The sequence below is a fragment of the Streptomyces huiliensis genome (assembly GCF_020037025.1).
GTDB lineage: Bacteria > Actinomycetota > Actinomycetes > Streptomycetales > Streptomycetaceae > Streptomyces > Streptomyces huiliensis.
This window is the reverse complement of record NZ_JAIQLH010000279.1, coordinates 1-7,788: the sequence shown is the minus strand read 5'-3', so window position 1 is coordinate 7,788 and position 7,788 is coordinate 1. Positions and strand designations below refer to the sequence as shown.

At 73.1% G+C, this 7,788-nt stretch carries 6 protein-coding genes and 1 pseudogene; 4 read left to right on the top strand and 3 right to left on the bottom strand.

Annotated features, from left to right (window positions below):
- A partial coding sequence (locus tag JNW98_RS31050; protein WP_223771634.1) for a hypothetical protein occupies positions 1-380 on the bottom strand: 380 nt, incomplete at its 3' end.
- Between the two features lie 276 nt (positions 381-656).
- Entirely contained in the window at positions 657-1,490 is an 834-nt protein-coding gene (locus JNW98_RS31045; protein WP_223771633.1) for a TetR/AcrR family transcriptional regulator, read from the bottom strand.
- Between the two features lie 188 nt (positions 1,491-1,678).
- On the opposite strand from JNW98_RS31045, the gene JNW98_RS31040 reads away from it, so the two are divergent.
- From JNW98_RS31040 to JNW98_RS31030, 3 genes are all read left to right on the top strand, one after another.
- Positions 1,679-3,115 carry a serine hydrolase domain-containing protein gene (locus JNW98_RS31040; RefSeq protein WP_223771632.1) on the top strand — a complete coding sequence of 479 codons (1,437 nt, stop codon included), beginning with the start codon at positions 1,679-1,681 and terminating at the stop codon, positions 3,113-3,115.
- Positions 3,116-3,314: 199 nt separating this feature from the next.
- On the top strand, positions 3,315-4,124 hold the full coding sequence (locus JNW98_RS31035) for a MerR family transcriptional regulator (RefSeq protein ID WP_223771631.1): 810 nt from the start codon (positions 3,315-3,317) through the stop codon (positions 4,122-4,124).
- Positions 4,125-4,342: 218 nt separating this feature from the next.
- Positions 4,343-6,415, top strand: a complete 2,073-nt coding sequence (locus JNW98_RS31030) for a M6 family metalloprotease domain-containing protein (RefSeq protein ID WP_223771630.1) — start codon at positions 4,343-4,345, stop codon at positions 6,413-6,415.
- A gap of 120 nt (positions 6,416-6,535) precedes the next feature.
- Here JNW98_RS31030 and JNW98_RS31025 read toward each other — a convergent pair whose 3' ends face one another.
- Entirely contained in the window at positions 6,536-7,246 is a 711-nt protein-coding gene (locus JNW98_RS31025) for a hypothetical protein (RefSeq protein WP_223771629.1), read from the bottom strand.
- A 177-nt stretch (positions 7,247-7,423) separates the two neighbouring features.
- On the opposite strand from JNW98_RS31025, the pseudogene JNW98_RS31020 reads away from it, so the two are divergent.
- Positions 7,424-7,788 (top strand): annotated as a pseudogene (locus JNW98_RS31020) (hypothetical protein); the annotation flags it as partial.

Genomic DNA, 7,788 nt, shown 5'->3' with positions numbered 1-7,788 from the left:
GGGGGCGCGGCGGGTGCCGGGGCTGCGGGAGGGGCCGCAGGAGGGGCCGCGGGTGCGGCGGCGGCCGGTGGGCGCTGGGCCTGGCATCGGCCCAGCCGCACGTTGGCGGTCACCCGGAGCACGTCCGCCCCGACCGCGAGGCAGCGGACCCCGTCGTCGTCCACGCGCGCCCGCAGCGCGCCGCCCAGCGCGTTCACACGGACGCGCGACGGTGGGTGTGGCGGCAGCAGCCTCGGCACGTGGTGGACGACCGCGTGCAGCGAACTGTTGCCGGCCGTCGCATCCGCCTCCAGGTCGTCGGCGGCGGCCTCGCCCGCCAGCCCGAAGACGGCGAACGCAGCCAGCGCCGTCAGCCGTCCCGCTCTCAGCCATCCCCGCACCCGTACAGCCTGGCCAATGCCGTGACCCGGCGGGCGAGTTCGGGAGCACGTTCCACCGATGGGTGGAAAAAACCCGGGATTTGTCCGGGAGAGGTTTGGTGCTCGGGTATGCCGGTCGGAGGGTGTGGGTCAGGGGTAGGCGCCGCGAAGGTCGTCCGGGCGGAGGGAAACGCCGACGTCTTCGGCGCGTGGATTCGTCGGCGCCGCGATTTCTCGTCGTCCGTTCAGGGAGCGGACCTGCCCTGAATTTCCCGGCAGGGTCGGTCGCCCCCCACGTCACGCGCCGGCGGTCGTCCCGTCTGTTCCGCCCGCCCCGTCCGTTCCGCCCGCCCCGTCCGTGATGCGCGTCGCCAGGCCGTCGAGTACGCGCCGCAACCCGTACGCGAACTTCTCGTCCCGCGCCTCACGCGGGTCGCGATCCCGCAAGGAGGTGTACTGGGCGTGCAGTTGGGGGTGCTCGCCGACCGCCTCCTCGGCCGTCGGCCACAGGCCCTGGAACCACTCGCGCTCGGTGCGGCCGCTGCGGGCGACCGTCGTGAGCCACGCCGCCTCGCTGCTGCTCATGCCGATGACGTAGGCGCTCAGCGTGGACACGGCGAGGTCGGCTTCGTCGGACGGGAGGCCCGCCGCCCGGAACAGTGCCAGGAGGCCCTCGGAGAGCCGCATGGCGTTGGGGCCGAGCTGGGTGAGTCCGAGTCCGCCCAGTACGGGGGCCAGCCAGGGGTGCCGGAGGATCGTCGTCCGCAGGCCGTGCGCGGAGCGGGCGGCGGCCTCGCGCCAGCCGGCCGGGTCGTCCGCGGCGGGTACGCCGATCTCGCCGTACACCTCGTCCACGACGAGTTCGATCAGCTCGTCCTTGGTCGACACGTGGGTGTACATCGAGGTGGCACCGGCGTTGAGGCGAGCGCCGAGCTTGCGCATGCTCAGGGCTTCGAGGCCGTCCGTGTCCAGCAGGTCGAGGGCGGCGGAGACGATCTGCTCCCGGCTCAGGGCGGGCTGTTCGCGGCGTGACCGGCGCGGCCGCGTCCAGACGGAGGGGATCGGCAGGTCCGCGGCGGCCGGCCGGGCCGGCGCCGTCCGCGGGGTGGGGTCGTGCTGGTCGGTCGACATTCGGTCGTCTCTCCTCCGTGTCTCCATGCGTGCGCCTCGGCTTCGCTCTCCCGCGTCCGCCCGCCCAGGATAGCCCGGCGGCGCACACCGTACGGTCTTGCGAACAGTGTGCGGAGCTCCGTACAGTGTTCGGTGTCGCCGGGTCCGGGGAGGCCCGTCGGCATCGAACACTCGTCCCTGGGGGAGACATGTCGAAGGGCCTCACCACCACCACCGTCCGTGGCCGGGATGCGGCGCGGCCGGCGGGCTCCGCTTTCGACGCCGTCCGCTGGCAGAGCCGCCTCGACGAACTGTGCGCGGCGCACCACGTGCCGGGGGCCTCGCTCGCGGTCCTCGCGGAGGGGGATGTCCACGAGCTGGCCACCGGTCTGCTGCACCGGGGGACCGGAGTGGCGGCCACGCCCGACTCCGTCTTCCAGCTCGGGTCCATCGCCAAGGTCTACACGGCGACGCTGGTGATGCAGTTGGCCGAAGAGGGGGCGCTGGACCTGGACGCGCCGGTCGTCGCGGTGCTGCCGGAGTTCTCGGTCGCGGACCCCGAGGCCACCGCCGCCATCACGCCGCGCATGCTGCTCAGCCACACCAGCGGTCTCACCTGTGACTTCACGCTGGACACGGGACGCGGGGACGACTGCCTCGCCCGGTACGTCGCCGCCGCCGAGGGGGTGGCCCTGGACTGCCCGCCCGGCACCGGCTCGTCGTACAGCAGCGTGGGCTACAACGTCCTCGGCCGCATCGTCGAGGTGCTGACCGGCCTGACCTGGGACGAGGCCCTGAAGCAGCGCCTCGTCGCGCCGCTCGGGCTGACCCGGACCATGACCCTGCCCGAGGAGGCGCTCGCCTTCCGGGCGGCCATGAGCCACCTGGGCGAGCCGGGGCGCCTGCCGGAACCAGCCCCCGCCTGGGACCTCATGCCGCGTTCCGCCGGCCCCTACGGGAGGGTCCTGGCCAGCGCCGGCGACGTCGTCCGGTTCGCCCGGGCCCACCTCGCGGGCGGGGCCGCCCCTGACGGAACCCGGATCCTCGGCCCGGAGACCGCCGAGGCGATGCGTCGGCGCGAGGTCGATGTCCCCGACAAGTGGACGGTCAGCGCCGACGGCTGGGGCCTGGGCTGGTCGCTGTACGACTGGTCCGGCGTGGCCGGTTTCGGTCACGACGGCGCATCCATCGGCCAGTACGCGTACCTGCGCGTCGTCCCGCACGCCGGGGTGGCCGTCGCCCTGACGACCAACGGCGGCGGCGCTCGGCAGGTGTACGCCGCCCTCTTCCGGGAACTCCTCGGCGAGCTGGCCGGTGTGCGGATGCCCGACTCCTTCGCCCCGGCGGAGGTCCCGCCCGTCGTCGACCTCGCGCCGCTCGTCGGCACGTACCGTCGCGAGGGTGTCGTCATCACCGTCAGCGAGCGGGACGGGAACGCGCACCTGCGGTACGAGTTCGTCGACGGCATGAAGGACTTCTCCGAGCCGCTGGAGATCGAGCTGCGGCCGGTGAGCGAGACGGTGTTCGCCGGATCGGGGGTCGGGGCGGCCTTCAGCGAGGACTGGATGCCGGTCGTCTTCTCGACGCTGGCCGATGGGACCGGGTGCTGCTACGTCGGGATGCGGGCCGCTCCCAAGGTCGCGTGAGGCGGGGGTGCCCTGGCCCCACCCCTCCCTTTCGCCGCTTCCCAAGGCTGCGCCCCAGACCCCCCTTTTCGCGGCTTCGCCGCTCGTCGTCAAACGCCGGGACGGGCTGTATCAGCCCGTCCCGGGGGCGGGGGCGCAGCCTCGCGAAAACGGTGGAAGGGCGGGGCCGGGGCGAGGCCCCTGCGGAGCAGACGGGACCATGGGGGAGGAGGTGTCGCAGGTGACGGGGGAGGCCATGGCCGTGGAGTGGACCATTCAGCAAGTGGCGCGCCGCGCCGGCATCACCAGCCGCACCCTGCGCCACTACGACGACATCGGTCTCCTCCCGCCCTCCCGCGTCGGCGCCAACGGCTACCGCTACTACGACGTCGACGCGATCGCCAGGCTGCAGCGCATCCTGCTGCTGCGGGACCTCGGGCTGAGCCTGCCGGTCATCGCGGAGGTGCTGGACCGGGAGGCCGACGAGGAGACGGCGCTCCAGGAGCAGATCCGGCTGCTGGAAGCCGAACGCGAGCGCCTGGACCGGCGGATACGAGCCGTCCGGCGCACCCTCGACGCCCGTCGCTCGGGGCACGACCCGACGATGGACATGATGCTGGAGGGGTTCAACGACCGTTACGAGGACGAGGTGGTCGCCCGCTGGGGCGAGCGCGCCTTCCGGGTGAGCAACGACTGGTGGCACGGCAAGGACCTGCGGCAGCAGCTCGCCTGGAAGCGGGACACCGACGAGCTCGTCGAGGCCTGGGCCACCGCGTGGCGGGAAGGCGCTTCCCCGTTCTCGGAGCGTGCGCAGGAGCTGGCGGCGCGGCACGTCGCCTGGCTCGGTGCGATCCCCGGCACGCCGGTGGCCGACGGTGATCACGCTCGGTCGGTGGAGCTGGTGCGCGGGCTCGGGGACATGTACGTGTCGGACCCCTGCTTCGCCACCACCTACGGGTCGGTGGAGGGGGCCGCTTTCGTCCGGGAGGCGCTGTACGAGTATGTGCGGGTCTCCATGGGCGCCCCTTAGGGCTCCCGTCCCCTTGGACTCCCGTCCCCTTAGGGGGTGCCCCCGTCCACAGCGAAGCCCTGCGGGCCCCTTGCCGGCAGCCGGACGCCGCGTCACTCTGGCGCCACGACTCCCTCCCCCTTACCTTGGCCCCGGTGGGCACCCCCATCGAACAGCTTGCCGCGTCTCCGGCGGTCAACTCCTGACGGCAGGGGACGACTTCAGACAAGAGGTGAGTCTTGTTCCTCCACCGTCACAGCCGTTCCCCGGGCTTACGGAGCGGCCGGTCGCGCCCCGGCCGAATACGGTTCGGCCGCGTCCGCGTCGCCGCCGCGCTCATCGGGCTGACGGCCACCGCCGTCGCCGCCGGGCCCGCGCTCGCGACGCCCGACGCGGGACCGCGGGGCCGGCAGCCCCTGGTCCGGCCGATCGACCCGCAGAACTGGCGCAACCCCGACGACATGACCTGGGCCGAGTACCGGTCGGTCCCCGGCACCCGCTGGGCCGACCCCGGACTCCAGCCCACGCAGCGCAAGTTCAAGGGCGCGCTGGTGCTCCTGGACTACCAGGACGAGGAGTTCTCGGTCAGCAAGCAGGCCGGCGCCGGCCGGTTCGGCAACCCGCAGCCGCCCGCCTCCGGCATCCCCCGCGACCGGGTGCCCGCCTTCTACCGCGACTTCCTCAACAAGCCGGGCGCCCTCAACCACGGGCACACGATCAACGAGTACTGGATGGAGGACTCCGGGGGCCGCTTCGGGGTCGACCTGACGGCGTTCGGGGTGTACCGGCTGCCGGGGAAGTCCTACCAGTACGGGATCGAGCCCGAGATGAACCCCGGGGCCTGCCCCCGAGGCGACACCTGCGGGAAGGACATCAGGGCCGACGGGAAGCGGGCCTGGGTCGCCGACGTGGGCGCGGGGCAGACGGGCAAGTTCGACTTCGTCTTCTACCTGACGGCGGGCGTGGACGAGTCGTCCGCCTGGCAGGAGTTCGGGCAGATGAAGTTCCGGTCGCCGGAGGACGTGCCCGCCGCCTGGGGGCCGCCGTCCCCGCTCGCCTCCGGCGGCAACGCGGCGAAGACGCGGTACGTGCCCTGGACGTCCTGGCAGGCCGCCGCGCGGATCTGGCCGAACGCGGCGAACGGGTCGTCCACCCAGGCCGAGAGCTCCGGCATGGCGACGTTCGCCCATGAGCTCAGCCACATCCTGGGTATCGGGGACAACTACAACAACCCCTACGGGACGCCCCTGAGCCGCAGCTACACCGGTATCTGGGGGATGCTCTCGCGCGGCTCCTTCAACGGACCCGGTGGCCCCCACACGCGCTGGCGCGTCCCCGCGACCGCCGGCGGCTCCATGGGCGCCCAGCACGTCCTGCGGGACAAGATGAAGCTCGGCATCGTGGACGAGAAGAACGTCCTCCGCCTCGACCGCGACGACCTCAGGAACCAGGGGCTCGTCGTCGCCCGCGTCACCGCCCGCTCCGCGCCGGCCGGCGAGAAGGGCCTCTCCGGCATCAACATCGGCATGAGCCGCGACCTCTCCCCGGCCTGCGACCGCGCCAAGGACCCGCTCTGCGACGGCGGCGGCTACGACAACTACACCGTCGAGGTCGTCGACCGCATGGGCATGGACTCCTTCACCCCCGACCACGGCGTGCTGATCAGCAAGACGAAGAACGCCGACCGCGCCCCCTTCGCCTGGGTGATCGACGCCCACCCCGAGGACATCGGCATGGTCGACTTCAAGCGGCCCGACGGCACCCTCCAGAAGATCACCATGGGCGACTACCGCCAGCTCAGCGACGCCCTGTTCCACGCGGGCGCGGACTCCGGCAGCTCGTACGAGTACGTCGACCGGGCCAACCGCCTGCACTTCTACGTCCTCGACATCCAGCGCGACGCCTCCGGCGTCCTCTCCTACAGCGTCGGCGTCAAGTCCCTCGACGGGACCGGCCCGCAGGTGCGCGGCGCCGCCCTCGGGCGGGGCACGGCGAAGGGACGGCCGGTGGACGGCCGGGCCCGGTGCACGTTCGACCTCGCCAACACCGGCCGGCCCGCCGAGGCCGACGACGGGTACCGCTCGGCCGACGTGTACCGGCTGTCGGCCGCCGCCTCCGGCCGCGGCTGGTCCGCCTGGCTGCCCAACCGGCTCGCGACGGCCAAGGCCGGCGCCTCCGTCCCCGTCGACGTCGCCGTCGCGGCCACGGCGGGCGCCGAGCGGAACGGGAAGATCACCCTCACGGCCCGCTCCGAGAGCGACCCGAACCGCACGGCCACGGCCACCTGTTCGGTCCGCAAGTCCGGGCGGTAGGGGTCCGGGTGGCGTGTGGGAGGGGGTGGCGGTTCGGTGCCGCCCCCTCCCTGTCCCGAGTATTGGCTGACGGGCCATCAGCGCTCGGCTGTGGATGCGGCGCGGGGGCGTGCCGGCCCCTCAGCGGTCGCCCACCACCGCCATCGCGAACGCCAGCCGACGGTCCAGCCACTCCGCCTTGATGGAGCTGACCTCGGATCCCACGGACTGCATCACCTCCGCCCCGTCCGCGACCCACAGCAGCGTCCGGTCGCGGACGGGCCCGTCGCCGTCCTCTCCCCCCGGGGAGAACACGGCGTTCAGCACCTGTTCCGCGAACTTGCCCACGACGCGCAACGGGACGCCCTGCGGCGGCATGGCGACCCACTTGTTGCGGCCCACTATCTCCGGGTGACCCGGCTGCTCGATGCGCCAGGTGCACCGAAGGAGTTGCTTCGAGGGCGGTACGCGGCGGATGACGCCGATCTCCCGCGCTCGCTCGTCGCGGACGACGTAGCGCCGCTCCCCATCGTGCCCCGCTCCACCGGTACCGCCCTCGCTACCCGCGCCGTCGGCCCTGTCCACCGTGCACAGCAGTCGCTGTCGCTCCCGGTCTTCGTAGAGCGTGCCCACCCTGGACGGGCCGGAAGGGGTGGCGAGGAAGGCGCACGGCGGTTTGACGAGGCGCTGCCCGTCGAGCCGGGGCACCCGTACCGCGTTGCCCCCGAGCACCGGGCGCTTGGCACCCGGCCCCGGCCCCCGTTCCACGTCGCTGATCACGAAATGCTCGACGTCCCGCCAGTCGATGACCGGGAGCGGCGGCTCGGTGCTTCTGTTCCTTCCGAAAGCCATCCGCTGACCTTATCCAGGCCGCCTGCCCTGACCTGCGGCGGGAACGCCAACGCCGGCCCGGGCGCTCTCCGTCCGTGCGACCCGCGCCGTCGTGAAGAATGTGTGCGGTGCTCGTGCGGGCCGGTGCGGTCCCGCGCGGGCCCAGCGGCCGCCCACGACGACAGGAGCCCGAGGACAGTGTCTTCCCGAAGCACCCGTGACAAGGCGGGCGAACTGCTGGGCCGCACGCCCCTCGCGGCCGCCGGCTGGTGCTCGCTCGCCGCGATACCCAAGCCGCCCAAGGACGTCCACGTCGCGGCGGGCCGGGGCCGCCTCCGGCCGGGGCGGATCGGCGTGCTCACCGTCCTGGGCGCGGTCGCCGCGTCCCCGTTGATGTTGCTCGCGCTCGGTTACGCCGCGCTGGAGTGGGCGGCGGAGACGTTCCTCGGCCCCATCCTGCGCACTCCCAAGGAACGCGCGGCACACCGGGAGGAGAAGAGGGCGGAGGCCGAGGTACGGCGGATCGACGCGGAACGGCGGTGGCACCGCGAGCGGGCGGTCGC

What these genes read in the sequence shown, in the direction of transcription:
- JNW98_RS31035 (WP_223771631.1), top strand. Translation starts at nt 3,315, where the DNA reads ATGGGGGAGGAGGTGTCGCAGGTGACGGGGGAGGCCATGGCCGTGGAG.
- JNW98_RS31025 (WP_223771629.1), bottom strand. Translation starts at nt 7,246, where the DNA reads ATGGCTTTCGGAAGGAACAGAAGCACCGAGCCGCCGCTCCCGGTCATC.
- JNW98_RS31040 (WP_223771632.1), top strand. Translation starts at nt 1,679, where the DNA reads ATGTCGAAGGGCCTCACCACCACCACCGTCCGTGGCCGGGATGCGGCG.
- JNW98_RS31045 (WP_223771633.1), bottom strand. Translation starts at nt 1,490, where the DNA reads ATGTCGACCGACCAGCACGACCCCACCCCGCGGACGGCGCCGGCCCGG.